This is a genomic window from Pyxidicoccus xibeiensis (genome assembly GCF_024198175.1).
GTDB lineage: Bacteria > Myxococcota > Myxococcia > Myxococcales > Myxococcaceae > Myxococcus > Myxococcus xibeiensis.
This window is the reverse complement of the sequence record NZ_JAJVKV010000005.1, coordinates 654,560-681,328: the sequence shown is the minus strand read 5'-3', so window position 1 is coordinate 681,328 and position 26,769 is coordinate 654,560. Positions and strand designations below refer to the sequence as shown.

Below are 26,769 nucleotides of genomic sequence, written 5' to 3'. Positions count from 1 at the left end.
GGCCGTGAATCAGGCCTCGGCCTTCTTGCCCTTCTTGGCGGCGGGCTTCGCGGCGGGGGCGGCAGCACCCTCGGCGGCCGGCGTGCCCTCGGCGGCAGTGCCCGGAGCGGCAGACGCGCCCTCGACCTTCACCGGGTTGGCGGCGTACTTCTTGCGGAAGCGGTCGATACGGCCGGCCGTGTCGATGAGCTTGTACTTGCCCGTGAAGAAGGGGTGGCAGTTCGAGCAGATTTCCACCGAGAACGAGCCGCGGGTGGACTTCGTCTCCACGGTGTTGCCGCAGGCACAGGTAACGCGAGACGGGGGATAAACCGGGTGAATCTCGGGCTTCATGACGCTCTCCAGGGTGCCTTGCCCCCAACCGCGCCCGCGGGTGGGAGGTCCGGCGCTGAGGGTGGCCGGCGCTTATAACGGCGCGCCGGGTGCTACACAAGACCAGCTGGGACTCAGTGGGCCGCCGAGCCGGGGGGTTCGACGCGTTCCACCAACTTCTGGACGGCCGGGTCCGACGGAACCTCGTTTCCGAGCTGGATGTACGACAGTAGATGCGTGCGGCCGGCGCCCGTTGCGCCGCCCTCGGCCACTTTCTTCAAGGCCGTCCGCCGGGCTTCCAGGCTGGCGACCGCCTGCTCCAGGGAGGCCTTCGCCGCCGCATCCGGGGCGGCCTTGAGCCGCTCCTTCGCCCGGGCGAGGTTGCTCTCCACGATTCCCAGGCTCTGCTTGGCCCGGTCCGTCTCGGAGATGTCCTTGAAGCGGCCCGTGCCCTCCAGGCCCAGCTCCAGCCGCGCCAGCTGGCGGCCCCGGTCTCCCGGCGGAATCACGGTGGCCAGCGCCTGCCGCTGCGCCATGCCCACGCCGCGGCCCTCGTGCGACTGCACCACGAAGTCCACGCCTTCCACCCTCTCTGCCAGGCGGAGGGCCTCGTCGTAGGGCACCGCCGCCAGCACCAGGACGACGTCCACCTTCTCCTGCTCGCGCAGGCGCTTCGCCTCGGCCGCCACCGCGGGCTGCGTCGGCAGGCCCTGCATCGTCGGGGCGGGCTTGCCCTTCGCGCCCGGCCCCGCGGACACGGGCTTGTCCGTGGCGGGAGACACCCCCACCACGCCGACCTTCATGCCCCCTGCGTCCACCACCGTGGAGGCGGCGAAGAGGAGCTTGCCCTGGCCATCCACGAGGTTGGCGGACAGCAGCTTCAGCTGCTTTGCCTTCTTCGTCCTGCTCTTGAGGAAGTCCACGCCGAGCACGAGGTCGCGCGTGCCCACGGCCATGGCCACGGTGCCCTGCGCGTCCATCTGCGACAGCAGCAGCTCCGCGCGCGCCTTCGCGTCCGGGGCCTCGCCGCTGTCACGGCTCTTGAAGAGCGCATTGCCCGCATCCATCACGAGCACCGGCACGCCCTTCGCGCGTTCCAGCTCAATCGCCTTCTTTCGTCTGGCCAGACCGCCAGACGGGTTGTGTCTTCAACCACAGGGGGCGACTTCGCCCCCGTTGTCTCCGGTGAAGAGCAGCACGAGCTGCTTCGGCGCGGCGCCGGCCACCATCGGCAGCAGGAGCAGCAGCGCCAGCGCGGCGAGCCGCATGGGACGCAGGTTCATTTCTTCCCCTTCTTCGCGGGCGCCTTCGCCTTGTCCAGCTCGGCGAGGCGCTCCTTCGCCGTCTTGGCCGCGGGGGCCTTGGGGTAGCCCTTCACGAGCTCCTCCAGCGCCAGCCGTGACTCGTCCTTCATCTTCAGCTTGGCGAAGCACTCCGAGGAGCGCAGGTACGCATCCGCCGCGGTGGAGGCCTTGGGGTAGTCCTGCACCACCTTGCCGTACTCGAAGAGGGCCTCGCGGCAGCGCGACTCGGCGTAGTACGTCTCGCCGAGGCCGTAGTGGGCGTCACCCACCAGCGGGTCCTTGGCCCACTTCTTCATGAACTCGTTGAAGAGCTGCCGGGCCAGGGGCACGTCTCCGGCCTTCGCCTTCTCCCGGGCGAGCGCGAGGAACTCGTGCTTGTCGGCGGGGCGCTGGAGCTCCTCGGCCTTCTTCTTGGCCTCGGCCTCCTTCACGGCCTCCGCGCCCTGGATGGCGACGAGCTTCTTGTCCTGCTCGCCGATGGCGGTCTCCAGCTCGGTGATTTTGTGGAGGTAGGTCTCCACCTGGCCTCGGAGCTGGGCGAGGTCCTCCACCGACTTCTGGAGCTGGATGCCGATGTCCGCATCCTTGCGGCGCGCGGCGGTGTCGAGGCCCTGGAGGGCCTTGGTCACCTCGGCGACCTTCTCGTCGATTTTCGGGAGGGTGGCGGCGAGCTGCGCGCGCGCCTCCTTCAGCTCCGCCTGCATCTGGGCGGAGTCGGCGCCGAGCCGGTCCACCTTCGCCTCGAGGGCGCGGCCGCGGTCGGCGGGGTAGAAGCAGCCAGGAAGAGACAACAGGAGGGCGAGCGGGACGAGCCTTCGCATGGGGGTGGCATCTTACGGCCAAATCCCCCTCCCGTCCGGACTTCTCGCACCGCCGGGGCGGGGAGCCCGCCTGGTCGCCCCGTCAGCGGCGGCGGACGGCCGCCTCCACGCGCTCGGCGGCGTGGGCGCAGGCCACCTGGAGCCGGGCGGGGTTGAGGAAGAAGGGAACCGGACGGGCCCGGCCCGCCTCCAGGGACTCGAGCGCGCGACGGTACTCCACGGAAGCCTCGGAGGGCCGGAGCCCCTGCTCCAGCAGCAACCCGAGCAGATAGCGGGCGGCGGAGTGGTCCGGGTCCAGCGTCAGGCAGCGCCGCAGGTCCCGCTCCGCCGCGTCGTCCGCCACGCCCGTGGCGGCGCCGTCCAGGACCCGGGCGAACAGCAGGTCCGCCTCTTCGAAGGCAGGGTCGACGGGAGCAGTCGGGGGGGAATCCTCGGTGACAGGCTCGGCGGGCAGCCGCGTCGTGGCGGTGGATGCCAGGGCCGGCAAGGCCGGCGCAGTTGAGACTGGAGCCTGGACGACGCGCTCCGCTTCACGCATGCGTCCGGTGGCTCCCAGCCCCTTCACGCCGTCCCCCCGCCCGGGAGTCGTCGTGCTCCCCTGCCCCACCGTGTCTCCGTCCACGCGGACGTAGAAGAACGCCTGCTCCCCACGCAGCACCCGCAGCGACGGGGGCAGTTGGAGCAGCGGCTCCGAGGAGGACAGCACCAGCGTCCCGCCCGGCACCAGGCTGCCGGCGAGCGCCTCCACCGTGCGCTGGAACGCCTCCACCGTGAAGTAGATGAGCACGTTGCGGCAGAAGATGACGTCGAACCCTCCGCCTCCCAGGGGCGCCGGGTATGGCGTGTCCATCAGGTTGTGGAGCTGGAAGCTCGCCCGCTCGCGCAGGGACGGCGCCAGGGCCACGCGCTCCCCGGACGGGACGAAGTAGCGCTCGCGCGTCCCATTGGGCACCCGGCGCAGCTGCTCCTGGGTGAAGCCCAGCCAGCGCGCCCGCCGCAGCGCCTCCGCGGAGATGTCCGTGCCGAGCACCGTGCTGCCCGGGTCCGCGCCCGCCTCCGCCAGCAGCACCAGCAGCGTGGCCACCTCCTCGCCCGTGGCGCAGCCCGCGCTCCAGATGCGCAGCGGCCGCCGCGCCCGCTCCACCAGCGGCGCCAGCACCTGGGCCCGGAACGCGGAGAGCTGCACCTCGTCCCGGAAGAGGTCCGTCTTGTGCACCACCACCGCGGAGATGAGCTCCTCCAGCTCCAGCGCGCCCGACGGAGACTTGAGGAACATCAGGTACTGGTGCGGGGTGAGGCCCCGGCTGCGCTCCGCCAGCCGGTCATCCAGCCGGCGGACCTGGGGGCCGCTGAGCGACATGCCCGTACGCGCCGTGAGGAAGGCGCGCACGCCAGCCCATTGCGCGCCGGTGGCCCCCACCCGGGTTCAGCGTCCCACGGCGAGGGACTCACCGCGCGCCAGCCGCACCAGCGTGGCCGCGACGTCGTCCCCATGGATGAGGTGGTCCACCGCCTTGCGCTCCACCGCCGCGCCCGGCATGCCGAACACCACGCAGGACTCCTCGTTCTGCGCCAGCGCCAGGCCTCCCGCCTGCTTGATGGCCAGCAGCCCGTCGGCGCCGTCCGCGCCCATGCCCGTCAGCACCAGGCCCACCGCGCGCCGCCCGTACGTCCGCGCCGCGCTCTCCAGCAGCACCGTGCCGGACGGCATGTGCCCGTCCCGCTCCACGCCCGGCTTGAGCCCCACCCGGCCCCGGAAGGGGATGACCAGGTGCTGCCCTGGGGGGGCGATGAGCACGTGGCCCGGCATCAGCGGCTCGCCGTCCTGGGCCAGCCGCACCTTCAACTTGCTCGTGTTGGCCAGCCACCCCGCCAGCGACTCGGCAAAGGCCGCGTTGATGTGCTGGACGACGACGATGGGCGCGGCGAAGTCCGCCGGCAGCTCCGACAGCATCCGGAAGAGCACCTGCGGCCCGCCCGTGCTGGCCGCCACCGCCACCACACCCATGGACACCGCCGGCAGCACCGACGTGGCCACCCGGGGCGGGGTGATGTTCCCCTTCTGGGGCCGGCGGATGTGGCGGATGACGCGCACCGAGGACAGCAGCTTGATTTCGCGGACCAGGTTCCACGCGTCCGGCCCCGCGTCGATGGCCGGCTTGATTTGAAGGGCGAGCGCCCCCAGCTCCAGCGCCCGGTACGTCAGCTCCGGCGCCTGCGAGCGGGGGTCCGCCGTCAGCACCAGGATGGGGGTGGGGCACTCGGCCATGATGTGCTCGGTGGCCGTCAACCCGTCCATGACGGGCATGTCCACGTCCATGGTGATGACGTGGGGACGCAGCTCCTTCGTCATCTCGATGGCCTGCTTGCCGTCCGCGCAGGAACCCACGACGTCGATGTCGGGGTCCTTGCTCAGCGCGTCGCAGATGAGCTGTCGGCAGATGAGTGAGTCATCGACCACCAGCACCGACACTTTCTTGCCCATGCCCTGTCCATACCCCGTGCGCGAGGTTGGGAGTATAGCCAATGCACGGGACTGTCCTCAGGAGGTTGCGGGCGGCGCCCGTCAGCCCAACAGGCGCCCCACCACATCCACCAGGTCCTGGCGGACCAGGTCGCCCTTGGTGATGTAGCCGTCCGCCCCGGCCGCCAGCCCACGCCGCCGGTCCTCCTCCCCACCACGCGTGGTGAGGATGACCACAGGCAGGCGGGAGTGGACGGGGTGGCCCTTGAGGCGCCGGGTGAGCTCCAGGCCGTCCAGCCCCGGCATCTCCAGGTCCGTGACGACCAGGTCCAACAGGGGGTGGGAGCCCAGGACGTCCAGGGCCTCCGTCCCGTCCGCGGCCATGACGGTGTCGTACCCCACCGCCTCCAGGAGGTTGGAGATGAGCTCCCGGGTGAGGGGGGAGTCGTCCACCACCAGGATGCGGCGCCGGCGGGACTCGGTCCGCGAGGACGCCGAGCGCGCCAGCCTCGGGGGGGCGGTGCCCTGGGCGCTCGCCGTGAGCCAGGCGGCCGACAGCACCATGGCCAGGCGCCCATCCGCCAGGGATGTGGCCCCGGTGAGGTGGGCAAAGCGCCCCAGCACGCCCTTCAGGGGGAGGATGGCCTGGACGCGCTCCTCCAGCACCCGATCCACCACCAGCGCGGCCGCGCCGCCCTGGCTCTTCACCGCGAGGACGAGCTCGCCCTCGCGGACGGGGCGCTCCGGCGCCAGGCCCAGCAGCGAGGCCAGCGGGGCGAGCGGCAGCACGCGGCCCTCCACCAGCAGCGATGGGCGCCCGGCCACCTCGCACACGCCGGAGGGCTCCACCTTGAGGGCCCGCGAGACGTGGGTGGCGCTGAGGGCCAGCGTCTCCTCACCCACCTGGATGAAGAGCAGCGGCGCCACGGTGAGGGAGACGGGCACCCGCACCTCGAAGATGGTGCCCCACCCGGGCGCGGACTCCACGCCCACGTCGCCGCCCAGGGCCTGGATGGAGGTGCGGACCGCGTCCAGCCCCACGCCCCGACCCGACAGGTCGGTCACCACCTCGCGCGAGGTGAAGCCCGCGAGGAAGATGAGCTCCCGGGCCGCGGCGTCCGACAGGGCATTGGCGGCGCTCTCGTCCAGGAAGCCCTTGCGCACGGCCACCTTCCGGAGCTGTGCAGGGTCCAGCCCCATGCCGTCGTCCTCCACGCGGAGGATGATGCGGCTGCCCTCCCGCGCGGCGCGCAGCGTGAGGCAGCCCCGGGGGTTCTTGTCCGAGGACACGCGGTCCACCCGCGTCTCCAGCCCGTGGTCCAGAGCGTTGCGCACCAGGTGCATGAGCGGCTCGCGCAGCGCCTCCACCACGGCCCGGTCCGCGCGGGTGTCCTCGCCGTCGACGACGAGCTCCACCTCCTTGCCCAGCGCGCGCGACAGGTCCCTCACCATGCGCGGGTAGGGCTCGAAGAGGACGGACAGCGGGAGCATGCGCAGCGTCTGCACCTCCTCCACCACCATGCCCAGGTCGCGCAGCTCCGCGTTGGACAGCAGCTTGGACTCGCGGTGGAGCGCGGCCGCCAGCTCCTTCGCGGTGCCCAGCCGCGCGGCCAGCGCCGCGCCCGCGGGCCCCAGGTCCTCGGCCTCCCGCGCCAGTTGGCTCAGCTCGCGCGCCAGGGCGAGGCGCCGGACATTGGCCAGCTCCCGCCGCCGCGCCACCTGGGTGAGGTTGGTGACGGCGCTGGTCAGCAGGTCCAGGCTGGCCACGCCGATGCGCACCGCCGTGTCCATGCGCGCGTCGGTCCCTCGGGTGGCCGGCATGGTGCCGCCCCCCGTCCCGCGCGCCGCGGGGGCACCCGCGGCAGGGAGTCGGCCCATCGTCGCAGCGGCGGTGGCCGTGGCGGAGGGTGCGGTCCGCGTCGCGACCGAGGTGGCCTCACTCTCGACCCGGGGGGCCGAGGGCCAGTCCTTGCGCGAGGCGCCGGACGGCGGCGGCACGCGCGACCCGACGGCCACCGGCTCGGTTCGCCCGGGACCACTGGAACCGGGCACTTCCCACGGGACTTCGGGGCTGCCTGGCGGGCCTCCGGCACCGGCCATTTGCGAAGGGCCCCGCGCCGGGACGCCTGGAGTGCCCTGCGGACCTCCACTGCCCGCCCCGTCCATCGAACCACGCGCCAGGGCTTCCGCGCTCCCCGGTGGCCCACCCCTACCGCCCCCATCGACCGCTCCTCGCGCCGCGCCTGCCCCTCGTGCCTGAGGCGCGGAAGCCACCGCCGCGCCTCCCCGCCCCTGCGCGGAGGCTGGCCCCGAAGAGGCCCCCCCCGCGACGACGGTGGGCGGCAGGACGAGCGACGTGGGCAGACGTTCCGACTCAGAGCGGATGCACGCCTGGAGTGCCACGACGAGCTTGTCCACCTCGGGCGGCGGGTCCGCGGAGGGCAGCGCCCCGGACAGCAGGAGCACCGCGTCCGCGGCGTGCAGGAGCGCGTCGGCGGACGGCGCGGTGAGGGTGTAGCGGTGGGGCTCGGTGGCACGGACGAGCTCCTCCATCTCATGGACGAGCGCGTTGATGTCGTCGAAGCCCATCATCCGGGCCTCGCCCTTGAGGCCGTGCAGCTCGCGCAGCACGCCCCGTCCGGCCTCCGCGTTGTTCGCGCCGGTCTCCAGCTCCATCAACGACCGGTTGATGCGCTCCAGGCGCACCGTCACCAGGTCCCGGAACTGCTTGAGCAGGCGCTCGCTCGGGGTCACCCTCCATCCTCCCGAAGCGTCTCCTGGCCAATCTGGAAGCGCTCCACCACGCCGCGCAAATCCCTCGCCAGGACCAGCAGGTCCGTGTTGGCGGTGCTCACCTGCTTCGTGGCGTTGAGGCTCTGCTGGGTGATGCGGAGGATGTCCGCCATCGTCTCCGCGAGCTGATCCGTGCCCGTCTGCTGCTGCTGCGTCGCCAGCGAGATGCTGCGCACCGCGTCCGACGTCTGCCCGGCCAGGTCGACAATCTGCCGCAGCGACTCGGACACCTGCTGCGCCAGCGTGGTGCCCGTCTCCACCGCGCGCACGCCGCCCTCCGTCGCGGACACGGCGGCCGCGGAGGCCTCGCGCACCTCCTCGATGAGCCCCTCGATCTCCTTGGTGGACTCCAGCACGTTCTCCGCCAGCCGGCGCATCTCCGCGGCCACCAGCGAGAAGCCGCGCCCCACCTCGCCCGCCTTGGTGCCCTCCAGCTCCGCGTTCAGCGCCAGCAGGTCCGACTTGTCGGCCACGCCGTTGATGAACTCGACAATCTTGCCAATCTGCTGCACGCGCTTGTTCAGCCGCACCACCGCGGAGGCGATGGCCCCGTTGTCCTGGCGCATGCGCGCCATGGAGCCGAGGAAGGCCTCCGCGCTCCCCTGCCCCTGCTCCGCCGCCCCCAGCGTGCGGTGCGCAATCTCCGACACCGAGCCCGCGTTCTCCGCAATCTGCCGGGCCGAGCGCGCCAGCTCCTCCGTGGTGGCGCTCGTCTCGTCCAGCGAGCTGGCCTGCTCCGTGGCCCCCGCCTCGTAGCGTCCGGAGGTGGAGAGGATTTCCTCGGTGGTGGCCGAAATCTGCGCCCCGGCGCGCTGCAGCTGGGACATCACGTCCGCCAGGTGCGCCCGCATGGTGGTGAAGGCGGCGGACACGTCCCAGATTTCATCCTCGGCCGGCACCACGCGCGGGCTGGCCAGGTCGCCCTCGGCGATGCGCCGCGCCTCGCCGGACAGCTCGCGCAGGGGTCGGCCCAGCAGCGTGCCGCCCAGGTAGGCCGTGGTCAGCGCCAGGCCGAAGACGAGGATGACGAGCCCGCCGCCGGACGAGAGCGCCTGCATGCGCAGCGTGGCCGCCAGCGCCACCCGCGCGGCCACGTCCTGCTCCGCCATCAGCCTCACGAAGAAGTCGTGCCCCAGCGCCGAGGCGAGCCGGGCGGACAGCACCGCCGGCGTCACCACGGAGATGAAGGTGAAGGCCACCAGCCGCGCGCGAATCTCCGCCCGGCGGGGCATGGCCGCGATGAGCTGCGACGGCGACATGCCCAGCTCCGCCAGCCACAGCACCACCCGGCGGGAGCGGAGGATGACGAGGCAGTGCACCAGCAGCGAGGTGAGCGGCCCGAACAGCAGCCCCAGCCCGGCAATCTTCAGCGCCACCCCGCGCTCCACCCCGGCCACGCCCCACATGGCCAGCCCCAGCGAGACGGTGGTGAGCAGCCACATGCCCAGCGAGCCGAGGAAGGCCTCGTCCGGAGCCCGCGTCACCTCGGCCACCGCAGCGGCCAGCTTCTCCGGGGTGGAGGGCACGTCCCCGCGCTCCAGCCCGCGCAGGGTGCCCAGCCGGGTCAGCGCCACCATGGCGCCCAGGCCCAGGGCCACCGCCGTCAGCGTGCCGCCCAGCACCGCCAGCGACTCCAGCTGGAGCGCGTTCAGCTCGCTCGCCAGGGTGAGTGACGCGAAGTACAGGCTGAGCGCCGCCCCCATCAGGTTGGCCAGGGGAATGGGAAGCGTCAGGTGCCGGCTGAACGAGGCCCGCCGGGGACCGTTGCGCCCGCTCATGACTCCTCCCCCGCGCCCACGTGGAAGCGCTCCACCACCCGCTTCAAGTCCCGCGACAGCGAGGCCAGGTCCGCGTTGGCCGCGGCCATCTGCTTCGTCGCCGCCGAGTTCTGCTCGGTGACACGGAGGATGTCGCCCATGGCGGCGGCGAGCTGGTCCGTGCCCGTCTGCTGCTGCTGCGTCGCCAGCGAGATGCTGCGCACCGCGTGCGACGTCTGCCGCGCCAGCTCCAGGATGAGGCTCAGGCTCTCGTCCACCTGCGCCGCCAGCACCGTGCCCGCGTCCGTCGTCTTCAGCCCCGCCTCGGTGGCCATCACCGCCGCGTTGGTGGCGTCGCGAATCTCCTCGATGAGCTGCTCAATCGCCTTGGTGGAGCGGATGACGTTCTCCGCCAGCCGGCGCATCTCCGCGGCCACCAGCGAGAAGCCCCGCCCCACCTCGCCCGCCTTGGTGCCCTCCAGCTCCGCGTTCAGCGCCAGCAGGTCCGACTTGTCGGCAATCTCGTTGATGAACTCGACCACCTTGCCAATCTGCTGCACGCGCTTGTTGAGGCGGACCACGGCGTCGGCGATGGCCTGGTTGTCCTCCTTCATGCGCTGCATGGCGCCCAGGAAGGCGGCCGCGCCCCGCTGGCCCGTCTGCGCGGCACCGAAGGTCGTCTCGGCGATGGCGGACACGGACTCGGCGTTGCCGGCAATCTGCTGTGCCGAGCGCGCCAGCTCCTCCGTGGTGGCGCTCGTCACGTTGAGCGAGCTGGCCTGCTCGTCCGCGCCGGACTCCTGCTCACCCGACGTCGCCACCAGCTGCTCGGTGGTGGTGGAGATCTGGAGGCCCGCGCGCCGCAGCTGCGTGAGGGCCTGGCCCAGCTGGGCCTGCATCTGCGCGAAGGCGGCGGACGTGGCCCACACCTCGTCCTCCGCGGCGATGACGCGCGGCGGGCGCAGGTCACCCTGGGCGATGCGGGTGGCGTCTTCCGTGATGGAGCGCAGCGGCTCGGCGATGACGGTGCCGCCCAGGTAGGCGGTGAGCATCACCAGGATGGCGACCAGCGCCGCCACCGCCAGCCCGCTGCCGTCCTGGGCGCGCTCCACCGCCGCCTGCTGCAGCTCGGGCGAGGACGCCGCCACGATTTCGTCCATCGCGCGCACGGCCCGGGAGACGGCCGCATCGAGGATGAAGAGCGACGGGCTCAGCACCGCGATGGCGGTGAAGAGCACCATGCGCCGGCGGATGTGCATGCGCCGGGGCGGCGCCGTGGCCACCACCTCCAGCGGCGACAGCCCCTGCGCGGCGATGAGCTCCACGGCCTTGCGCCCGCGGCGCGCCACCAGCAGGTAGATGAGCAGCGCGCTCAGCGGCCCCAGGGACGCGCCCACCAGGACGATGCGCAGCCCCAGCGTCCAGGGCACGTCCGTGCGCAGGCCGAAGAGGCACGCCAGCACCAGCGAGCCGACCAGCCAGTTCTGGAGGACGAAGGTGAAGCACCGCTCCGGGAAGATGCGGGCCTCCAGCAGCGCGGTGCGCAGCGACTCCGACGAGGGCTGCTGCCGCCCCTCGCCCAGCGCGTACAGCACGCGCAGCGTGCGCCGGCCGTGCACGCCGATGAACCACAGCGAGATGGCCAGCGAGCCCAGCACCAGGAGCACCAGCGGACCCCAGGTCCCCTCCGGCACCGCGTCCGTGAGCCACCCGTGCAGCATCGCCAGGACGATGCCCACGCTGCTGCCCAGGAGCGCCGGGCGCGCCATCCACCGCGCCAGCCCGCGCAAGCCCTCCGGCGCCGTCATGCGGCCTCCCCGACGAGCCCCTGCAGGAAGCGCTCGAAGTCCACCAGCCCCACCAGGGGCCACAGCTTGCCCTGCACCTCGACGAAGCCCTGGAGGCTGCCGCCCGACGCACGCACCGCCACCGGAGGCGCGGGCAGCACCGGATGCGTCTCCGACTCGATTTCCAGCGTGTCCACGCCCACCGCCCCGCCCGTCGCGGAGACGAGCACCCGCGTGGCGCCCTCCGGAGCCTGGAAGGCGCGCCGGGCGGAGGCCGCGGCCCGGCCCGCCGGCGTGGAGATGGAGGCCACCTCGTGCGCATGGAAGGCCAGGCGGTGGGGCCCCGCATGACACAGGAGCATCCCCCGGACACGGCTGGGAGCGACCATGGCTTCAGGCCCCCTGGCTGAGGTGGTCGAAGAGGCCGTCGGGGTCGATGACGGCCACGTCCCGGGGGCCGCTCTTGGCGGGGCCGCGCAGGTGGACGTGGACGCCGGTGGGGCCCAGGGGCTCCAGCGCGCCCGTCACCGGGGAGACGCCGGCCACCGTGCTGGCCGTGAGGGCGAGGGTGCCGCGCGGCAGGCGCACCAGCACCGCCCGCCGCGAGGACTGACTGGCGCCTCCCACCAGCAGGCCCATGTCCACCACGGGGATGACCTCTCCCCGGTGGGCGAACACGCCAAGCAGGTGGGCAGGGGCACCGGGCACCCGCGTGAGCTCGGGGAAGGTAACGACCTCCGCCGCGCTCTCCGCGGGTACCGCGTACCAGCTGCTACCGCAGGCAAAGACGAGATACGACTGACGCGCTTCAGGCTCGTGGACGGCCATCGAGCGCGCAGCCTACCTCAGACTAGCGCTGGAACTCGACGCGGCGGTTTTCCGACCACGCCTCTTCGCTCGACGCGTTGGCGACGGGGCGGGTCTCACCATAACCCACCGTCTTCACCTGGTTGCTGGCCACGCCCAGGTCCGTCAGGTAGCGCTTCACGGCCGCCGCGCGGCGGTTGGACAGCTGGAGGTTGTACTCCTCCGTGCCACGCTCGTCCGCATGCCCGGCAAGCGTGAGGGGGCCCTGCTGACCCGTCTTCATGCAGTTGGCCAGGTCCGACAGGCGCTGCTGGGCCTCGGAGGACAGGGAGGACTCGTTGAAGCCGAAGCGAACGGGGCTCCAGTCGCAGCGGTCCGCGGCGGCCGTCACGCACTTGCCGGCCTGGCACTCCTGGCCCTCACCGCAGTCGGTGTTGGCGGAGCAGGTGTCCTGGGGCGCCTGGCAGCGGCCCGCCTGGCACTTGCCGCCACCGGGGCACGCCGTGTCGTCCTTGCACTGGGCCTCGGTGCAGGCGCCGGCCTCGCAGATGCGGCCGGTGCCACAGGCCGCGTCCGTGGTGCACTCGGGCGGCTTGGGAGCGCACTTGTTGGCCTGGCAGGTGAAGCCCTCCTTGCAGTTCGCGTCGGTCGCGCACTCCTGGCACGTGCCCTGGACGCAGACCTCGCCCTTCTCGGTGCAGGTCGAGTCGTCCTTGCAGTTGGGGTACGAAGGGGGGCAGCCGGTCAGCACGGCCATGGCGAGGGAGAGCCCCGCCCAAAGGGTAATCCGACGCATCATTCCTCCCGAATTCGTGAAAAACGAACGGATCAACACCCGCGCACGCGGGCAATTCGGGTCGCGTGTAGTCGCACTGGCGTGGCGAGTCAAAGCATTTGTCCCATCCGAGACACCCCCGGCCCGCTCCGAAACCCTTGAATCTCCAAATATTTTCCGTGAAATTGTCGCGTCCGCCAGCGAGTGGCCGCGCCCCGTGGCCCGCCGCCGGGAGCATCCGCCATGCCCGCCTCCGTCCTCATCGTCGATGACGAAAAGAACATCCTCCTCACCCTGAGTCAGTCGCTGCAGCTCGCGGGGTATCAGACGCACCTGGCCAGCAGCGGCCAGGTGGCGCTGGACGTGGTGAGCGCGCGGCCGGTGGACGCGGTGCTGATGGACGTGAAGATGCCGGACATGGACGGGCTGACGGCGCTGGCGCGGCTGACGGAGCTGCGGCCGGAGCTGCCCGTCATCATGATGTCCGGGCACGGGACGATTGATACGGCGGTGAAGGCGACGCAGCTGGGGGCCCGGGACTTCCTGGAGAAGCCCATTGCCCGCGAGCGGATGCTGGTGGCGCTGCGCAACGTGCTCAAGCACCAGGCGGCGATGGAGGAGCTGCAGGAGCTGCGGGCGCAGCTGGGGCGCTACGACATGGTGGGCAGCGGCCCGGCCATGCAGCGCATCTTCTCGCTCATCCAGCGCACGGCGCCTTCTGAAGGCCGGGTGCTGATCACGGGGGAGAACGGCACGGGCAAGGAGCTCATCGCGCGGGCGCTGCACCAGAACTCGAAGCGCAAGAACCAGCCGTTCGTGAAGCTCAACTGCGCGGCGGTGCCGCACGACCTCATCGAGAGCGAGCTGTTCGGCCACGAGAAGGGGGCCTTCACCGGCGCGGTGAGCGTGCGCCGGGGCAAGTTCGAGCTGGCCCACGAGGGCACGCTGTTCCTGGACGAGATTGGCGACATGCCGCAGGCCATGCAGGCCAAGCTCCTGCGGGTGCTCCAGGAGGGCGAGCTGGAGCGCGTGGGCGGGGCGGAGACGCTCAAGGTGGACGTGCGCGTCGTCGCGGCGACGAACAAGAACCTCGAGAAGGAGATTGCCGCCGGGCGCTTCCGCGAGGACCTGTACTACCGAATCAACGTCGTGCAGATCCACTCGCCGCCCCTGCGCGAGCGGCGCGAGGATTTGCCGGACCTCATCTCCACGTTCCTGAGCGAGGCGTGCGCGAAGAACGGGCGCCGGCCGCTGACCTTGTCACCGGACGCGCTGGCGGTGATGAGCGCGTATGACTACCCCGGCAACGTGCGCGAGCTGCGCAACCTGGTGGAGCGCCTGGCGATTCTGTGCGAGGGGCCGTTGGTGACTCGCACGGATGCGCTGGAGCTGCTGCCCCGGGGACGCAATGTGCCCCCGCCGGCTCCGGCTGAGGCGACCGCTTCAGTGGGTGCCCTGCCCGCTCCGGGTTCGGAGGCCGCGCTGGACCTGGCGGCCAACGTCCCCGCACCGGCCCTGGGAGCGCCCGCGCAGGCGGTGCCCGCGCCGGTACCGACGGGCTTCCGTCCCCGGGCAGACCGGACGTTCCGCGAGCAGGTGGAGGACGCGGAGCGGGACATCATCCAGTTCGTGCTCGCGCACACCCACGACAACGTCACCGAGGCGGCGCGGCTGCTCGACCTGGAGCGTGGGCACTTCTACAAGAAGATGAAGGCGCTGGGCCTGCGGCGGGGACAAGCGGAGTCGTAGGTGCACCCTGGCGGCGTTCGTACCTCACCACCAGCTCACATCGAGGAGGCGCGAAGCTGCGAGCAGGATGGCATCTTGCAACCCTGTCATGGCGCAGGGGGCCACTTGGTCATCCAGGGAAATGCATGACGAAAGGGGCGCGGACGTTCGAAGTATTGAGGGGAGCCCTGGTCGGGACACGCAAGGACGGCATCCAGAAAAGGAGCCGGCGGGCAGTACCCGTGCGCAGTGATGTAGTGGACGACCATCTCGGGGGCGATGAAGAGGTGCTCCGCGGATGGAATCCAGACGTTGCGCGCAGCGCCGGTACGAACGCCCTTCGGGCAGAACTGGCAGAAATGAGGCCCCGCTAAGGCAACAGGTGCCCAGGCGGTCCTCACGTGACGCTTCAAGGCCTCGATGTATTCGGGAGCCACGCTGCCCGTTGGGAACTCGTGCGCGACGTCGAGCCAGCCCACGGACCGCACACCGGGGCCTGCCCCCACCTGGCACTGCTCGCTCATGTCCGCGAAGTACATGGCGCTCCTTTCGGCCATCGCGGCCGTAGGGAGTAGCAGGTATCACGTTCTTCTTCCCCCCTGAGCGGCATTGGCGGCGGAGAGCAAGGCGGCACGGGCCTCGAGACGCTCGGCCAGGGATGTCTCAGGGATTGGGCACACGGAGGTCCGCAGCCCCACCGTCAGGCGCCTGCGCTGGGGAAGGCGTCGTCAGAAGCACGACCATCGCCGCCGCGAGCAGCGTGGCGCAGAGCAGTGCCGTGTGCGTCCAGGTCCAATGGTCCGTGACGCCCAGCCACAGGTAGAAGGCCCCCACGTGCGCTGCGTTCCAGCCCAGCCCCACGAGCAACTGAACGGAGCGGGAGCGGTGGGCGAGTGGACGTAGCAGCGCGATGCCCAGCGCCGAGAAGGCCGCGAGCTCCAGCACCATCTGCCCCATGCTGCCATTCGGATGCGCGTAGTAGGTGTCACAGCTTCCACCGCTCCACATCAACCCTCCCAGACAACAGAGCATGACGAGGTGGGGCAGCCACGCCGCCAGCGGGGCTTCACGCCTGCGCAGGCAGAGGGCGAACGCGAGGTTCGCCGCGAAGAGGAGGTTGAGCTTCGCGAAGAAGAAGATGTTGCTCTCACCCCAATCACAGCCCCCTTCCATGAAGAGGACCATCCCCTCGTCACACAGCGGCCCGGTAGGCAGGGTGAAGAGCAGGCCCGTGACGGTGGTCAGGGCGAGAACGAAGGGGACCAGGAGATATAGATGCAGGAGCCACGGCAGCGTCTGGTGCGCGCCGAGAAGAGCGTCCAGTTGGGAGCCCAGCGTCTTTCGCATCCGTGGGAGCCTACCCGCCGGGCCGTGGGAGAGTGAATGCAGGCCCTGCTGACGGAACCGCGGGTGCGACAGGCTCGCCCAGCGCAGGTCCGTCTCGCGGTCACACAGGTCCACGCCGATGGCCTCGATAGGCCGGCCGAGGAGCGGCACCTTGCCGACGCCTCCTCTTCGCCGCGTCCGGGATTGTGGGTAGGTTGGACCTGCCGCCGACGTGGCGGCCATGAGGTCCAGGGATGGAAAGGTTCGTCAGCCCGCAGGGTGTCATCTGCGAACTCGAGGTCCGTGGCACGCAGCTGCGCATCCGCACCGGGGCACGGCCCACGGATGAAGTGACCGAGGTCTATGCCTCCGGCTCCGACGCGCTCCTCGCCGCCGACTTCGTTCGCGAGCGCTGGGGGTCGGAGCGCTACAAGCCCCTCGACGCGCGTCCGTCGCTGCTCACCGGCGCGGCCCCGAGACCTCGTCCCGGCGGCTCGTTGCTCCTCGATGCTTCCGGCACGGTCGCTCGACGTGAGCCGCCCAGGCCGCTGCAGCGGCTCCAGGCTGCCGACCCCTGGGCCGGTGAGTCAAAGCTGGCGGCACTGGAGGGCAGCGGGCTGCTTCAAGTCCTTGAACGGCAGGAGGGTGCGCTCGTCTCCGCTCGGGTCCAGGTGAGCGCCCCCCTCGCCGGACCTCGCACGAGCCCGCTGAAGACGCTGCTCAAGGCCAGGGCCGCCCAGGCACTGCGCAGGCTGGTGGTCGAGGTTGGTCACGACGAGGACGACTTCGCCCGGGCGGTGAAGGTGCTGGGTTCGGGCGTGCCCGCGTCACTGACGTCGCTGACGCTCTGCGCGTTCGAGGTCGTCGAGGTCTTCTCGGCCACGCGAGGCGCTCCAGGCGCGGCGTATCCATCGCTCGGGTCGGTGCGACACCTCGCGCTCCAGGCCGGACGACTCGAGCTGGGGCGGCTCGCCCTGCCCGCGTTGCAGTCGCTCCACGTCCGGGCGGGCGGCCTGTCGCAGGAGGCGGTGAGCGCCGTCGTCGAGGCGGACTGGCCGGAGCTCGAGACACTCACGCTCTGGTTCGGCTCCGCGAAGTCCGGTGCCAATGTGGCCGCGCCCCAGCTGGCGCCGCTCTTCTCCGGCGAGCGCGTCCCGAAGCTGAAGCACCTGCGGCTCCAGGCCTGCGAGTTCGCCGACGAGGCAGTGGTCCTCCTCCTGGAAGCGCCGCTGCTGTCGCGCCTCGAGAGCGTGGACCTCTCATATGGGCTGCTCGGTGACGCGGGCGCGGGCGCGCTGCTCCACGCGGCGCCGAAACTCGGTGGGCTGCGGAGGCTGACCGTGCAGGAGTCGGCGGTGGGGCCCACGGCACGAGAGAGGCTCCGAGCCCTGGGTCCCCAGGTGAAGGTGGAGAACGGCGGGCATGGCCCGAACGATTCGGTGGACCACTTCGTGCCGAGCGCCGCGGAGAACGGGTTCGTCCACGTCCTCCACGTCGGCTGAACGCGACGGCCTGCTCAGTTCATGCAGTAGAAGGTCGTCTTGCCACCGTCCGTCGTGCAGGCTTCTCCCGAGGGAGAGTCCGGGCACCCACACGACTGGTTCGCGAGGCACTGGCTCCGGTCGGTGCACGGCTGCTCACAGGTGTCCTGGTCGACGTCGTGCGAGTCCTGGTGAACGCAGACCTGGCCGCTCACGCAGTCGGAGGAATCGTTGCATTCACCCTCGTTGCAACCCACGAAGGCGAGTGGAGCCAGAAGAAGAACGGCGAGTCGAAGCCTGCGAGTCATGTGCACTGCCCCTCCAAGGTGTTGTGGAGGGGATTGCAGCTGACATGCCATGGCGGCTGCCCGGTGCGCCCCAACTTCCGGGACTTCAACCACGACGCGGATGTCACGCGTTCCTGGGAGAAATCAGTGAGACACTGCGCCTGCCTGCTATGCCATGCCTGTCATACGCAGCAGCGCCGTCGTCGCCGCGGCAGCGACCACCACCACCACGAAGGGCAGCCGGAGCAGCGCCAGCGCCGCGCCCACCGCGACACCGGCTGGACGGGCCCAGCCGGCGAAGCCACCATTCGAGGTCAGCGCCGCCGTGGCCACCAGCGCGGACAGCAGCGCGATGGCCGACAAGGTCAGCAGCCGTTGCACCCGGGCGGACACCTGGATGCGCTGGCTCAGCAACGGCCCCGCGAGCCGGAAGGCGTACGTGCCAGCGGCGAGGATGAGGATGGGGAGCAGGGTCATCGCAGGGCCACCACCAGGGCGAGGAGCGCGAGCAGCACCGGCAGTCCCGCCGGCAGCAGCGGCGTCGTGGTGAGCGCGATGACGGCCCCCAGCAGCGCCACCCTGCGCGCCAGGGCCGCCGCGCGCACCGGCTCGCGGGCATCTACCCCCGCCACGTCCTCCCCTGCTTCCGCCTTCGGCTTCTCCCGCCGGGGCGCCATCAACGAGGGCAGCAGCAGCGCGAGCATTCCAGCGGGGAACGCCGCATCCAGCCCCAGCGCGTCCGGATTGCCCAGGGCCCGCCCCGCCATCGCGCCGATGACCACCCCGACATTCCACGCCACGAACAGCGTCCCACCGCAGAGCCAGTACGCCGCGCGCCGCCGCGCCGGGTCCTTCTGAGCCAGGGCGAAGGCCACCGACTCGTCCACCATCAGGTGTGTGCCCAGCAGCCGCATGGGCCAGCTCTTCCCCAGCACGTCCGCCACCACCAAGCCGAACGGCAGGTGCCGGGCGTTGAGCAGCAACCCCGCCAGCACCGCGGCCACGGGACTGCCGCCCCCGGCCACCACGCCCACCATCATGAACTGCGAGCCGCCGGCGAAGACCAGCAGCGACATCAGCGAGGCGAGCCAGACCGAGATGCCCGCAGCCACCGCGATGGCGCCAAAGGACACGCCGATGACTCCCGCCGCGGCGGAGATGGCCGCGACATCCCGGATGAGTGAACGGTCGAGGGTTCCCATCGCGGCGCATCTGCGTACGCCCACCTCCACACGTCAATGGAGAACGCGGCATCCAGGGACTGTCCGCGCCCCCCAACACCGGGACCGCCCCATGCCCCGGAGCGCCTGGTCACTTAAGTTCGACTTACCTGACTGCCTCACCTGCACAGGAAGAGTGGGCCCGTCCCGCACACCTTGGGCACTTCGGGGGCTGAACCCGTCACCCGGACGTGGGAGAGTCCGTCCTGTATGAGCACGGCCTCCATCCTCGGCATCGACTTCGGGACCACCAACACCTCGGCGGCCTTCTTCGACAAGACGGGCAAGCTTCGCGTCGTCCCCGTCACGGACAAGAGCTTCACCCTGCCCTCGGTGGTGTGGTTCCACGCAGCGGACAAGTCCATCGTCGGCCATGCGGCGCGGCGGCAGATCATCGACGACCCCCGCCACACCGTCTTCGGCGCCAAGCGCTTCCTGGGCCGCCGCTTCCAGTCCGAGTACGTCACCCAGCACAAGGACAAGTACGCCTTCGAGCTGGTGGAAGCCCCGGACGGCTACACCGCCGTGACGATGTACGGGAAGCAGACGTCGCTCACCGAGGTGGCCCACCTCATCATCAAGCAGATGCTCACCCTGGCGAACCACGCCGCCGGCGAGCCCTTCAAGGAGTGCGTGCTCACCGTCCCCGCCCACGCCAGCATCCGCCAGCGCGAGGCCGTGCGGCAGGCCGCGGAGCAGACCGGCCTCCAGGTCCGCGCCATCATCAACGAGCCCACCGCCGCCGCGCTCTACTACGCCAACCTGCGCAACCCCGAGCAGACCGTGATGGTCTTCGACCTCGGCGGCGGGACGTTCGACGCCACCCTGCTCGCCGTGCGCAACCGCGTGGTGCAGGTGCTCGCCACCGGTGGTGATGCCTTCCTCGGCGGCGCCAACTTCGACGAGCGCATCGTCGAGATGCTCGTGCAGGACTTCCAGGACAAGCACGGCATCAACCTGCGCGGCAACAAGGTGGTGATGCAGCGGCTCGTCTTCGCCGCCGAGTCCGCGAAGATGTCGCTGTCCCAGCGCGACGCCACCGTGCTGCGCGTGCCCTGCATCGCCCAGAAGGACGGCGGCTTCATCGACTTCGACTACACCCTCACCCGCAAGCAGCTCGAGGAGATGGTGTTCCAGCTCATCGAGCGCACGGCCTCGGCGTGCGACGACGTGCTGGAGCGCGCGAAGCTCAAGCCGGAGCAGATTGACGAGCTCGTCATGGTGGGTGGCCAGACGCGCATGCCCGTCATCCGCCAGCGCTTCGCGCACTTCAAGCGCCTGTCCTCGGAGAAGGAGGTCAACCCGGAGCTGGGCGTGGCCGTGGGCGCCGCCATCCTCGGGCGCAACCTGGCGCGCGGAATCACCGGGCTGTCGGACGTGGTGCCCATGTCCATCGGCATCATGGTGCCCGGCGGCGCCCAGCACGAGGTCATCCCCGCCAACACCCCCGTGCCCGCCACCAAGGCCATCACCCTGGAGCTGCCCCTCATCCCCGGCCCCCTCTCCGTGGTCCTCTTCGAGTCGCTCGATGCCACCACCGTGGACCGCGAGCTGCTGGGCAGCGTCCGCATCGACCTCGAATGGCGCACCACCCACAAGGGGCCCACCACCCTGGAGCTGCGCATGGGCCAGGACTTCGTCCTCAACGCCGCCCTCGTCTCCCCCAAGGGCGCCCGTCACCCGCTCACCATCACCGACCCCCGCGCCCCCCGGCGCGCCGCCTCGTAGGCCCTCAAGGCGGTCCGCACTGCAAACCGGTCGTTGACAGAGACCGGCTGCTCGGTTACTCCTTCTTGCGGTTTGTACCGCAGACCTGTCTGCACCGCTGGAGGCCCAGGCCATGAACGAGCAGCTCCGACGCATCCAGTTGGTGACGCGGTACTACGACTGGCTCCAGGGACTGCGCTTCCTGCCCATTGGGCTGATGTTGCTGGTGATGGCGGTCTTCCTTGCGTCGCTGCCGCTCGAGGGCGGCCGTCCGCCGAGGCTGAGCCTCACCGTGCTGGAGGTGGGGGGCCCGGTGGCCCTCGTCCTGTACTTCGTGCTGGGCTGGTACTACCGGCGCCGCTTCGGTGACGTGAAGCCGAGCGCCGCCACGCTGCAGACGCGCCGCCGCATGATGTGGACGTTCGTGCTGGCGGGCCTGGTGCTGTCGCAGGGCGTGGTGCTGGCCCTGGGCAGGAAGAGCGGCGAGCCGATGCCGGTGACGCTGGCGCTCGTGCTGGCCGCGGGCTCGCTGGTGGCCTACTGGGCGTGGATGGGACGCTTCGTGCCGCACTACCCGCCCATCGCGGGGGGCATGCTGCTGCTCGCGGGGGTGCATGGCCTGGGCTTCAACCCGCTGTGCACGCTGCTCCACCCGGGGAGCTCCGCGCTGGACTGGCGCTGCGAGATGGCCACCTTCCATGCGGTGTGGGGCCTGGTCATCGTCGCCCTCTCCGTGCTGGACCACCGGCTGCTGGTGCGGACGCTGCGGCCCCCGCACGCGGAGGAGCCCGACGCACAGCCGCCCTCCGAGCCCGGCGCACCGGGGCCCGAGGCCACGGGATGAAGGCGCCGTTCGAACAGCTGGCCGGATTGGACAGGCTCATCCACGAGCCCGCGCGGCTGGCCCTGCTCACCGCGCTGACCGCGTGCGAGAGCGCGGACTTCCTCTACCTGCAGGGGCTCACCGGCCTGTCCAAGGGCAACCTCTCCAGCCACCTGTCGAAGCTGGAGGAGGCGGGGCTCGTCTCCGTGGAGAAGCAGTTCAAGGGCAAGACGCCCCACACCGTGCTGCGCATCACCCCCACGGGACGCGAGGCGGTGGACCGCCACTGGGAGCAGTTGGAGAAGCTGCGCAGCAGCGCCCGGCGCTGGGTGCCCGAGGGCGGCACCGAGTAGCCCCGACGTCCTGAAGCCGTCCCCCTGAAACGCCACCACCGGCTCCGTGCGCCCGACGCCGGAAACCGGAGCGGGAGAGGTGTGCCCGCGCGGCCGTCCCACGCAGTCCCCCAAGGAGTCCCGACGTCATGATTGAAGCCCGGAAGCTGACGAAGCACTACGGGGCCGCCACCGCCGTGAAGGCGGTGAGCTTCACGGTGGCCCCGGGCGAGGTGGTGGGGCTGCTCGGCCCCAACGGCGCGGGGAAGACGACGCTGCTGCGCATGCTGGCCGGCGTGCTGACGCCCTCCGACGGGGAAGCCGTGGTGGCCGGCAGCAGCACGCTCACGGACCCGTTCGGGGTGAAGCGCCAGCTGGGCTTCCTGTCCGGGGACACCGCGCTGTCGCAGCGCCTGTCTCCGCGCGAGGTGCTCACCTTCTTCGGCGAGCTGCACGAGCTGCCGCGCGAGACGCTGCGCCGCCGCATCTCCGCGCTGGTGGCCGGCTTCGAGATGGAGGCCTTCGCGGACAAGCCCTGCGGGACGCTGTCGGCGGGGCAGAAGCAGCGGGCGAACCTGGCGCGCGCGTTCCTCCACGAGCCGCCCGCGCTCATCCTGGACGAGCCCACCACCGCGCTGGATGTGCTGAGCGGCCGCTTCCTGCTGGACGCCATCCGCGACGCGCGCACGGCGGGCCGGGCCATCCTCTTCTCCACGCACGTGCTGGGCGAGGCCGAGTACCTGTGCGACCGCGTGGTGCTGCTGCACCAGGGCCGGGTGCTGGACCACGGCCCCATCCCCGAGGTGTGCGCCCGCGCCGGCGCCCGCACCCTCACCGAGGCCTTCCTCCACCACCTCCCCTTCCGCACCGCCTGAGCCCGAGGCCCGCCATGCGCTTGTCCACCGCTTACACGATTCTCCGCCGCGACGTCCGCGAGTCCCTGCGCGACAAGCGGACCCTGCTGCTGCTGGTGCTGGTGCCCATGCTGCTCTACCCGCTGCTGATGGCGGGGGCCGCCGCGCTGACGGGCTCGTACAAGCACAAGCTGGAGGCAGAGCCCCTCCAGCTCGCCGTGTGGGGCCCCGTCCCCGCGTCCTTCCTGGCCTCGCTGGAGCAGCATGAGCGCGTGACGTGGGTGGAGCGCCGCGACGAGGCCCCCTCCCAGCCCGAGCCCGAGGCCCGCGCGCGCTTCGAGGGGAAGGAGGTCCAGGCCGTGCTCGTGGTGCACCGGGCGTCCGCTCCGGGCGCGGAGGACAACCTCGACGTGCGGCTCATCTTCGACTCGTCGCGCCCGGCCTCCTCGCACGCGCGGCGCCGGCTGGAGACGGCGCTCCAGCAGACGGCCACGGTGTCGCTGCGCGAGCGGCTGGCGACGGCCGCGCTGCCTCCCGCGCTCGCGGAGCCGGTGAAGCTCACCGCGCAGGACGTGAAGGCGCCGGGGGCGATGCTCGCGTGGGCGCTGCCCTACCTGCTGCTGTCGATGATGGTCCTGGCCGGCTTCTACCCGGCCCTGGACGTCACCGCCGGAGAGAAGGAGCGCGGCACGCTGCAGACGCTGCTGTGCGCGCCGGTGACACCGCTGGAGGTGGTGGCGGGCAAGTACGGCGCGGTGCTCCTCTTCACGATTGGCGGCACGCTGGCGAACCTGGCCGCCCTGGGGCTCACCTTCCTGCTGCTCGGGGGCGCGGAGGGCGTGAGCGTGAACCCCACGGCGCTGGCAGGCGCCTTCGCCGCGCTGGTGCCACTGGCCATGCTGGTGGCCGCGCTGCTGCTGGCGGTGGGGGTGATGGCGCGCAACTTCAAGGAGGGGCAGAACCTCCTGATGCCCGTGCTGCTGGCGGTGATGATGGCCGGCATGGCCAGCCAGCTTCCGAGCATCCAGCTCACCGCGGGGATGGCGCTGGTGCCGATACTCAACGTGGCCCTCCTGCTGCGCGAGCTGCTCACCGCCACCGTCAACGCGAGCGTCTTCAGCCTGGTGCTCGTGAGCAGCGCCGCGTGGAGCGTGGTGGGCATCCTCTTCGCGGCCCGCGTCTTCGAGAGCGAGCAGGTGCTGCTGTCCGGGGAGAAGCCCTGGCGTGACGTGTTCGGCCGGAAGGTGCGTCGCGGAGACCACCTGTCGCCCGGCGGCGCCCTGCTCTTCTGCGCGGTGGCCATGGTGCTCTATCTCTTCGCCGCCGTGCTGCTGATGAAGCACCTGCCGATGTGGGGGCTGCTCATCGTGCTCCAGGTGGGAGGCTTCCTCGGGCTCGCCGTGCTGTGGGCCTGGCGCTCGGGGGCGGACCTGCGCGAGGTGTTCTGGCTGCGGCTGCCCTCGGGCCGGGGCCTGCTGGCGGTGCTGATGCTGGCGCCCGGGGTGCTGGGGTTGCAGTCGCTGCTGCGCCGGGTGCTGGAGACGTCCTGGGTCCCCGGCACGGAGGAGTTCCTGCGCGGGCTGCAGAGCGTGATGGAGCAGAGCAACCGCTGGCCGCTGCCGCTGGCGCTCACGGTGCTCGCGCTGGTGCCCGCCCTCTGCGAGGAGGCCGCCTTCCGTGGCGTGGTGCTGACGGGGCTGTCGCGGACGGGCTCTCGGGTGGTGGCCGTGGTGGGCAGCGCGCTGGCCTTCGGACTGGTGCACATCCACCCGGCGCATGTGCTGCTCGCCGGGGTGGTGGGGCTGGTGCTCGGCCACGCCACGCTGCGCACGGGGTCGATGCTGGCGGGCGTGCTGCTCCACCTCTTCAACAACGGCGTCTCCGTCCTCCTCTCGCGCGCGGGAAGCACCCCGGCCTGGCTGGAGAGCTGGCCGGGCACCGTGGCGCTCTGTGGCGTGGGAGTGATGGGGCTGTGGGTGCTGCGCGGGATGAGTGGACCGGCCCTGCGCCAGGCGCCAACGCCGCTGGCCGGCAACGTCGCGCCCCAGCAGGGCTGACGCGTCATGCGCCGGGCGGACGCGCTCCTCTCCCCGGCGCGCTGCACTCCGGGCCCACCGTGAGGGCCCGGTGCGGCCCTCCTCAGCGCTTCTTTCGCGGCTTCACCAGCGAGCCCCAGGCCGCCATCGCGCAGTCGGCGACGGCCGTCATCGTCTCGAGCGTGGCGCCATCCCGGGACTGGATGGAGAGTCCTTGCAGGACGGTGGCGTAGAAGGCGGCCATGGCCGCGGTATCCGTGCCCGGTGGCAGCTCGCCTTCCGCGACGCCGCGGTCCAGCCGGCGCTGGATGTCGGTGGTGGAGCTTCGACGCAGCTCCGCGAGGAACTCCCGCACGCCCGCGCTCTCCGTCGAGCCGGCCACCGCGGCGAGCACGATCATGCAGCCCGGCGGAGTGCTGGGGCTGGCGTACTCCTTCACGTTGTCGCGCAGCATGGCCTCCACGGCCGCGCGCGCCGTGGGCGCCTCCCTCAGGGCCCGGTTCGTCGCTCCACCTTCGAGCAAGTCGTAGAACCGCACGGCCTCGCGAAACAGCTCCTCCTTCGAGCCGAACGCGGCATACAGGCTGGGCGCCTTGATGCCCATCGCCGCAGTGAGCTCGCTCAGGGACGTGCCCTCGTAGCCACGCTCCCAGAAGACCTGCATCGCCTGCCGCAGGGCGACCTCCCTGTCGAAGTCGCGCGGGCGGCCTCGCGTCGCCATCACCCGCTCCTTTCTATATCGCTCGTTAAATAATTTGGTTGCGGGCCCCAGACAACGCCATTACCCATTCTGTATCAATCGATACACAAATGGAGCGGACATGTCGGGACTGTCGGGCAGGGTGGCCCTGGTGACGGGAGGCAGTCGGGGAATCGGCGCGGCCATCGCGCGGCGGCTGGCCCGGGAGGGGGCCGACGTGGCGCTGACCTACGTGAGCGCTCCGGAGAAGGCGCAGGCGGTCATCCGGGACATCCAGGCGGCGGGCCGGCGGGGAATCGCCATCGCCGCCGACAGCGCGAGCCCGGAGGCGGTCATCCGGGCGGTGGAGGGGACGGTGGCGGAGTTGGGGCGGCTCGACATCCTCGTCAACAACGCGGGCATCTTCCCCAATGGGCCCCTGGAGGAGGTGACGCTCGAGGAGGTGGACCGGACGCTGGCCATCCACGTGCGCGCGGTGTTCGTCGCGGCGCAGGCGGCGGCACGGCACATGGGCAAGGGCGGGCGCATCATCAGCATCGGTACGTGCTTCTCGGACCGGGTGCCGGAGCCGGGCGTCACCCTCTACACGATGAGCAAGTCGGCGCTCACCGGCCTCACCCGGGGACTGGCCCGAGACCTCGGTACACGAGGCATCACCGCCAACGTCATCAACCCTGGTCCCATCGACACGGACATGAACCCGGCCAGCGCTCCGGGAGCGGAGGCGGGACTGACGCATCTCGCGGTGAAGCAGTTCGGTGAAGGGGAGGACATCGCCGCCACCGTGGCCCACCTCGCCGGAGAGAGCGGGCGCTTCATCACCGGCGCGTCCATCGCCGTCGACGGCGGCTTCTCGGCCTGAAGGGCGCACGGCCATGGCATGGCTCCTCCTCGTCGTCGCCGGACTGCTGGAGATTGTGTGGGCGCTCGCGCTGAAGCATGCGCAGGGGCTCACCCGGCTCGGGCCCAGCGTGCTGGGCATCAGCACCGCGGCGGTGAGCTTCGTGATGCTCTCTGCCGCGCTGAAGCACCTGCCCGTGGGCACTGCCTATGCGGTCTGGGTGGGCATCGGCGCGGCGGGGGTGGCGCTCGCCGGAATCGTCATGCTCGGGGAGAGCGCGTCGCTGCCCCGGCTGTCCTGCGTGGCGCTGATTCTCTCCGGGGTCATCGGACTGAAGCTCCTGGAGGAATGAGCCAGGGCGGAGCGCGGTCCCACCTCCTCTCCGGAAGGAGCGTTCCTTCCGGGAGGAGGGCAGCCCGGCTGTCACCCGCGGGCATCGTCCCGGAATGAGCGTTCCTTCCGCGAGCATGCCGCCCGGCGTCCCCCTTCGGACGGAGCGTCCCGCCGGAATGAGCGTTCCTTCCAGGGACATGTCGCCCCCGTCGAGGGTCATCTGGAATGAGCGTTCCTTCCAGGAGCATGCCGCCCCCGCCCCTGCCGAGCTCACTCCGGAA

The 26,769-nt window shown here is 71.2% G+C and carries 25 protein-coding genes and 1 pseudogene; 9 read left to right on the top strand and 17 right to left on the bottom strand.

The window, feature by feature from the left end; genetic code table 11:
- Positions 1 to 114: 114 nt before the first annotated feature.
- The 12 genes and pseudogenes from rpmE to LXT23_RS25275 form a co-directional block, all read right to left on the bottom strand.
- Positions 115 to 333: pseudogene (gene rpmE, locus LXT23_RS25325) on the bottom strand (50S ribosomal protein L31); the annotation flags it as partial.
- 113 nt (positions 334 to 446) lie between these two features.
- A complete protein-coding gene (locus LXT23_RS25320; RefSeq protein WP_253983151.1) occupies positions 447 to 1,388 on the bottom strand; it encodes a metallophosphoesterase family protein in 942 nt (313 codons plus the stop codon).
- A gap of 72 nt (positions 1,389 to 1,460) precedes the next feature.
- Positions 1,461 to 1,595, bottom strand: coding sequence for a hypothetical protein (locus LXT23_RS49750; RefSeq protein WP_256561126.1), 135 nt, complete (start codon positions 1,593 to 1,595; stop codon positions 1,461 to 1,463).
- A complete protein-coding gene (locus tag LXT23_RS25315) occupies positions 1,592 to 2,437 on the bottom strand; it encodes a tetratricopeptide repeat protein (RefSeq protein WP_253982857.1) in 846 nt (281 codons plus the stop codon). The genes LXT23_RS49750 and LXT23_RS25315 overlap by 4 nt, the downstream gene beginning before the upstream one ends.
- Before the next feature lie 82 nt (positions 2,438 to 2,519).
- Positions 2,520 to 3,797, bottom strand: a complete 1,278-nt coding sequence (locus LXT23_RS25310) for a CheR family methyltransferase (RefSeq protein WP_253983150.1) — start codon at positions 3,795 to 3,797, stop codon at positions 2,520 to 2,522.
- 66 nt (positions 3,798 to 3,863) lie between these two features.
- Positions 3,864 to 4,922, bottom strand: coding sequence for a chemotaxis-specific protein-glutamate methyltransferase CheB (gene cheB, locus LXT23_RS25305; RefSeq protein ID WP_253982856.1), 1,059 nt, complete (start codon positions 4,920 to 4,922; stop codon positions 3,864 to 3,866).
- Between the two features lie 81 nt (positions 4,923 to 5,003).
- The gene (locus LXT23_RS25300) at positions 5,004 to 7,655 is read right to left on the bottom strand and encodes a hybrid sensor histidine kinase/response regulator (RefSeq protein ID WP_253982855.1); all 2,652 of its coding nucleotides are present in this window, start codon (positions 7,653 to 7,655) and stop codon (positions 5,004 to 5,006) included.
- Complete coding sequence (locus tag LXT23_RS25295) at positions 7,652 to 9,472, bottom strand: methyl-accepting chemotaxis protein (RefSeq protein WP_253982854.1); 1,821 nt, start codon at positions 9,470 to 9,472, stop codon at positions 7,652 to 7,654. The genes LXT23_RS25300 and LXT23_RS25295 overlap by 4 nt, the downstream gene beginning before the upstream one ends.
- Complete coding sequence (locus LXT23_RS25290; protein WP_253982853.1) at positions 9,469 to 11,259, bottom strand: methyl-accepting chemotaxis protein; 1,791 nt, start codon at positions 11,257 to 11,259, stop codon at positions 9,469 to 9,471. Before LXT23_RS25290 ends, LXT23_RS25295 begins: the two co-directional genes overlap by 4 nt.
- Complete coding sequence (locus LXT23_RS25285; protein ID WP_253982852.1) at positions 11,256 to 11,627, bottom strand: protein CrdC; 372 nt, start codon at positions 11,625 to 11,627, stop codon at positions 11,256 to 11,258. Before LXT23_RS25285 ends, LXT23_RS25290 begins: the two co-directional genes overlap by 4 nt.
- A 4-nt stretch (positions 11,628 to 11,631) precedes the next feature.
- A complete protein-coding gene (locus LXT23_RS25280) occupies positions 11,632 to 12,066 on the bottom strand; it encodes a chemotaxis protein CheW (RefSeq protein ID WP_253982851.1) in 435 nt (144 codons plus the stop codon).
- Between the two features lie 22 nt (positions 12,067 to 12,088).
- Positions 12,089 to 12,841: an OmpA family protein gene (locus LXT23_RS25275; protein WP_323379084.1), complete on the bottom strand. Its 753-nt coding sequence runs from the start codon at positions 12,839 to 12,841 to the stop codon at positions 12,089 to 12,091.
- A 222-nt stretch (positions 12,842 to 13,063) separates the two neighbouring features.
- On the opposite strand from LXT23_RS25275, the gene LXT23_RS25270 reads away from it, so the two are divergent.
- Positions 13,064 to 14,569, top strand: coding sequence for a sigma-54-dependent transcriptional regulator (locus LXT23_RS25270; protein ID WP_253982849.1), 1,506 nt, complete (start codon positions 13,064 to 13,066; stop codon positions 14,567 to 14,569).
- Between the two features lie 86 nt (positions 14,570 to 14,655).
- Here the strand turns inward: LXT23_RS25270 and LXT23_RS50880 are convergent, their stop codons facing one another.
- Together LXT23_RS50880 and LXT23_RS25265 are read right to left on the bottom strand one after the other, a co-directional pair.
- Complete coding sequence (locus LXT23_RS50880) at positions 14,656 to 15,087, bottom strand: DUF7919 family protein (RefSeq protein ID WP_456106203.1); 432 nt, start codon at positions 15,085 to 15,087, stop codon at positions 14,656 to 14,658.
- Positions 15,088 to 15,211: 124 nt separating this feature from the next.
- The gene (locus LXT23_RS25265) at positions 15,212 to 16,045 is read right to left on the bottom strand and encodes a hypothetical protein (protein WP_253982848.1); all 834 of its coding nucleotides are present in this window, start codon (positions 16,043 to 16,045) and stop codon (positions 15,212 to 15,214) included.
- An 83-nt stretch (positions 16,046 to 16,128) separates the two neighbouring features.
- Between LXT23_RS25265 and LXT23_RS25260 the strand changes: the two genes are divergently transcribed.
- The gene (locus LXT23_RS25260; RefSeq protein WP_253982847.1) at positions 16,129 to 17,376 is read left to right on the top strand and encodes a hypothetical protein; all 1,248 of its coding nucleotides are present in this window, start codon (positions 16,129 to 16,131) and stop codon (positions 17,374 to 17,376) included.
- 434 nt (positions 17,377 to 17,810) lie between these two features.
- Here LXT23_RS25260 and LXT23_RS25255 read toward each other — a convergent pair whose 3' ends face one another.
- Together LXT23_RS25255 and LXT23_RS25250 are read right to left on the bottom strand one after the other, a co-directional pair.
- Positions 17,811 to 18,119: an AzlD domain-containing protein gene (locus LXT23_RS25255; protein ID WP_253982846.1), complete on the bottom strand. Its 309-nt coding sequence runs from the start codon at positions 18,117 to 18,119 to the stop codon at positions 17,811 to 17,813.
- A complete protein-coding gene (locus LXT23_RS25250; RefSeq protein WP_253982845.1) occupies positions 18,116 to 18,844 on the bottom strand; it encodes an AzlC family ABC transporter permease in 729 nt (242 codons plus the stop codon). The genes LXT23_RS25255 and LXT23_RS25250 overlap by 4 nt, the downstream gene beginning before the upstream one ends.
- A gap of 228 nt (positions 18,845 to 19,072) precedes the next feature.
- Here LXT23_RS25250 and LXT23_RS25245 point away from each other — a divergent pair, with 228 nt between their 5' ends.
- The 5 genes from LXT23_RS25245 (at position 19,073) to LXT23_RS25225 (ending at position 24,635) form a co-directional block, all read left to right on the top strand.
- Positions 19,073 to 20,590: an Hsp70 family protein gene (locus LXT23_RS25245; protein ID WP_253982844.1), complete on the top strand. Its 1,518-nt coding sequence runs from the start codon at positions 19,073 to 19,075 to the stop codon at positions 20,588 to 20,590.
- Positions 20,591 to 20,702: 112 nt separating this feature from the next.
- A complete protein-coding gene (locus LXT23_RS25240) occupies positions 20,703 to 21,413 on the top strand; it encodes a hypothetical protein (RefSeq protein ID WP_253982843.1) in 711 nt (236 codons plus the stop codon).
- On the top strand, positions 21,410 to 21,745 hold the full coding sequence (locus LXT23_RS25235) for a winged helix-turn-helix domain-containing protein (protein ID WP_253982842.1): 336 nt from the start codon (positions 21,410 to 21,412) through the stop codon (positions 21,743 to 21,745). Before LXT23_RS25240 ends, LXT23_RS25235 begins: the two co-directional genes overlap by 4 nt.
- Positions 21,746 to 21,873: 128 nt before the next feature.
- Positions 21,874 to 22,599, top strand: coding sequence for a heme ABC exporter ATP-binding protein CcmA (ccmA, locus tag LXT23_RS25230; protein WP_253982841.1), 726 nt, complete (start codon positions 21,874 to 21,876; stop codon positions 22,597 to 22,599).
- A gap of 14 nt (positions 22,600 to 22,613) precedes the next feature.
- Positions 22,614 to 24,635: an ABC transporter permease subunit/CPBP intramembrane protease gene (locus LXT23_RS25225; protein ID WP_253982840.1), complete on the top strand. Its 2,022-nt coding sequence runs from the start codon at positions 22,614 to 22,616 to the stop codon at positions 24,633 to 24,635.
- Positions 24,636 to 24,717: 82 nt separating this feature from the next.
- Here the strand turns inward: LXT23_RS25225 and LXT23_RS25220 are convergent, their stop codons facing one another.
- The gene (locus tag LXT23_RS25220) at positions 24,718 to 25,335 is read right to left on the bottom strand and encodes a TetR/AcrR family transcriptional regulator (RefSeq protein WP_253982839.1); all 618 of its coding nucleotides are present in this window, start codon (positions 25,333 to 25,335) and stop codon (positions 24,718 to 24,720) included.
- A 100-nt stretch (positions 25,336 to 25,435) separates the two neighbouring features.
- Between LXT23_RS25220 and LXT23_RS25215 the strand changes: the two genes are divergently transcribed.
- Entirely contained in the window at positions 25,436 to 26,176 is a 741-nt protein-coding gene (locus LXT23_RS25215; protein ID WP_253982838.1) for an SDR family NAD(P)-dependent oxidoreductase, read from the top strand.
- 13 nt (positions 26,177 to 26,189) lie between these two features.
- Positions 26,190 to 26,507, top strand: coding sequence for a quaternary ammonium compound efflux SMR transporter SugE (gene sugE / locus LXT23_RS25210; RefSeq protein WP_253982837.1), 318 nt, complete (start codon positions 26,190 to 26,192; stop codon positions 26,505 to 26,507).
- Positions 26,508 to 26,769: the final 262 nt, after the last annotated feature.

Excerpts from the sequence above, each read along its gene's own strand:
- LXT23_RS49750 (WP_256561126.1), bottom strand. The coding sequence starts at position 1,595 with ATGAACCTGCGTCCCATGCGGCTCGCCGCGCTGGCGCTGCTGCTCCTG.
- LXT23_RS25315 (WP_253982857.1), bottom strand. The coding sequence starts at position 2,437 with ATGCGAAGGCTCGTCCCGCTCGCCCTCCTGTTGTCTCTTCCTGGCTGC.
- LXT23_RS25310 (WP_253983150.1), bottom strand. The coding sequence starts at position 3,797 with ATGTCGCTCAGCGGCCCCCAGGTCCGCCGGCTGGATGACCGGCTGGCG.
- cheB (WP_253982856.1), bottom strand. The coding sequence starts at position 4,922 with ATGGGCAAGAAAGTGTCGGTGCTGGTGGTCGATGACTCACTCATCTGC.
- LXT23_RS25295 (WP_253982854.1), bottom strand. The coding sequence starts at position 9,472 with ATGAGCGGGCGCAACGGTCCCCGGCGGGCCTCGTTCAGCCGGCACCTG.
- LXT23_RS25290 (WP_253982853.1), bottom strand. The coding sequence starts at position 11,259 with ATGACGGCGCCGGAGGGCTTGCGCGGGCTGGCGCGGTGGATGGCGCGC.
- LXT23_RS25285 (WP_253982852.1), bottom strand. The coding sequence starts at position 11,627 with ATGGTCGCTCCCAGCCGTGTCCGGGGGATGCTCCTGTGTCATGCGGGG.
- LXT23_RS25280 (WP_253982851.1), bottom strand. The coding sequence starts at position 12,066 with ATGGCCGTCCACGAGCCTGAAGCGCGTCAGTCGTATCTCGTCTTTGCC.
- LXT23_RS25275 (WP_323379084.1), bottom strand. The coding sequence starts at position 12,841 with ATGCGTCGGATTACCCTTTGGGCGGGGCTCTCCCTCGCCATGGCCGTG.
- LXT23_RS25270 (WP_253982849.1), top strand. The coding sequence starts at position 13,064 with ATGCCCGCCTCCGTCCTCATCGTCGATGACGAAAAGAACATCCTCCTC.
- LXT23_RS50880 (WP_456106203.1), bottom strand. The coding sequence starts at position 15,087 with ATGTACTTCGCGGACATGAGCGAGCAGTGCCAGGTGGGGGCAGGCCCC.
- LXT23_RS25260 (WP_253982847.1), top strand. The coding sequence starts at position 16,129 with ATGGAAAGGTTCGTCAGCCCGCAGGGTGTCATCTGCGAACTCGAGGTC.
- LXT23_RS25255 (WP_253982846.1), bottom strand. The coding sequence starts at position 18,119 with ATGACCCTGCTCCCCATCCTCATCCTCGCCGCTGGCACGTACGCCTTC.
- LXT23_RS25250 (WP_253982845.1), bottom strand. The coding sequence starts at position 18,844 with ATGGGAACCCTCGACCGTTCACTCATCCGGGATGTCGCGGCCATCTCC.
- LXT23_RS25245 (WP_253982844.1), top strand. The coding sequence starts at position 19,073 with ATGAGCACGGCCTCCATCCTCGGCATCGACTTCGGGACCACCAACACC.
- LXT23_RS25240 (WP_253982843.1), top strand. The coding sequence starts at position 20,703 with ATGAACGAGCAGCTCCGACGCATCCAGTTGGTGACGCGGTACTACGAC.
- LXT23_RS25235 (WP_253982842.1), top strand. The coding sequence starts at position 21,410 with ATGAAGGCGCCGTTCGAACAGCTGGCCGGATTGGACAGGCTCATCCAC.
- ccmA (WP_253982841.1), top strand. The coding sequence starts at position 21,874 with ATGATTGAAGCCCGGAAGCTGACGAAGCACTACGGGGCCGCCACCGCC.
- LXT23_RS25225 (WP_253982840.1), top strand. The coding sequence starts at position 22,614 with ATGCGCTTGTCCACCGCTTACACGATTCTCCGCCGCGACGTCCGCGAG.
- LXT23_RS25220 (WP_253982839.1), bottom strand. The coding sequence starts at position 25,335 with ATGGCGACGCGAGGCCGCCCGCGCGACTTCGACAGGGAGGTCGCCCTG.
- LXT23_RS25215 (WP_253982838.1), top strand. The coding sequence starts at position 25,436 with ATGTCGGGACTGTCGGGCAGGGTGGCCCTGGTGACGGGAGGCAGTCGG.
- sugE (WP_253982837.1), top strand. The coding sequence starts at position 26,190 with ATGGCATGGCTCCTCCTCGTCGTCGCCGGACTGCTGGAGATTGTGTGG.